This window comes from Streptomyces sp. NPDC001848 (assembly GCF_042891915.1).
Taxonomy (GTDB): domain Bacteria; phylum Actinomycetota; class Actinomycetes; order Streptomycetales; family Streptomycetaceae; genus Streptomyces.
Map to the genome: position 1 here is coordinate 1 of NZ_JBIATP010000054.1, position 1,365 is coordinate 1,365.

General features: G+C 71.1%; 1 protein-coding gene. It reads left to right on the top strand.

The features are described from left to right. Positions 1-1,365: phosphoenolpyruvate carboxylase (locus tag ACFYZJ_RS39400; protein WP_388577228.1), on the top strand; the 1,365-nt coding region annotated here is incomplete at its 5' end.

Genomic DNA, 1,365 nt, shown 5'->3' on the forward strand with positions numbered 1-1,365 from the left:
GACGCGGCCGGCGCCAAGACCCTCGGCACCTTCGAGACCGTCAAGCGCGCCCTGAAGGTCTTCGGCCCCGAGGTCATCGAGTCCTACATCATCTCCATGTGCCAGGGCGCCGACGACGTCTTCGCCGCCGCCGTCCTCGCCCGCGAAGCCGGTCTCCTCGACCTCCACGCGGGCTGGGCCAGGATCGGCATCGTGCCCCTGCTGGAGACCACCGACGAGCTCAAGGCCGCCGACACCATCCTGGAGGACATGCTCTCCGACCCCTCCTACCGGCGCCTGGTCGCGCTGCGCGGAGACGTCCAGGAGGTCATGCTCGGCTACTCCGACTCCTCCAAGTTCGGCGGCATCACCACCTCCCAGTGGGAGATCCACCGCGCCCAGCGCCGCCTGCGCGACGTCGCCCACCGCTACGGCGTACGCCTGCGCCTCTTCCACGGCCGCGGCGGCACCGTCGGCCGCGGCGGCGGCCCCACCCACGACGCGATCCTCGCCCAGCCCTGGGGCACCCTCGAAGGCGAGATCAAGGTCACCGAACAGGGCGAGGTCATCTCCGACAAGTACCTCATCCCGTCCCTCGCCCGCGAGAACCTCGAACTGACGGTCGCGGCCACCCTGCAGGCCTCCGCCCTGCACACCGCCCCCCGCCAGTCCGTCGAGGCCCTCGCCCGCTGGGACGCCGCCATGGACGTCGTCTCCGACGCCGCCCACGCCGCCTACCGCAGGCTCGTCGAGGACCCCGACCTGCCGACGTACTTCCTCGCCTCCACGCCGGTCGACCAGCTCGCCGACCTGCACCTGGGCTCGCGGCCCTCCCGCCGCCCCGGCTCGGGCGTCTCGCTCGACGGCCTGCGCGCCATCCCCTGGGTGTTCGGCTGGACCCAGTCCCGGCAGATCGTCCCCGGCTGGTTCGGCGTCGGCTCAGGCCTCAAGGCCCTGCGCGAGGCCGGCCTGGACACCGTGCTCGCCGAGATGCACGAACAGTGGCACTTCTTCCGCAACTTCATCTCCAACGTCGAGATGACCCTCGCCAAGACCGACCTGCGGATCGCCCAGCACTACGTCGACACACTCGTCCCCGACCACCTCAAGCACATCTTCGACACCATCCGCGCCGAACACGAGCTCACCGTCCGCGAGGTACTCCGCGTCACCGGCGAGAACGAACTGCTCGACGCCCAGCCCGTCCTCAAGCAGACCTTCGCCATCCGCGACGCCTACCTCGACCCCATCTCCTACCTCCAGGTCGCCCTCCTCAAGCGCCAGCGCGACGCGGCCGCCGCCGGCACCGAACCCGACCCGCTGCTGTCGCGGGCCCTGCTGCTCACCGTCAACGGCGTCGCAGCCGGCCTCCGCAACACCGGCTGA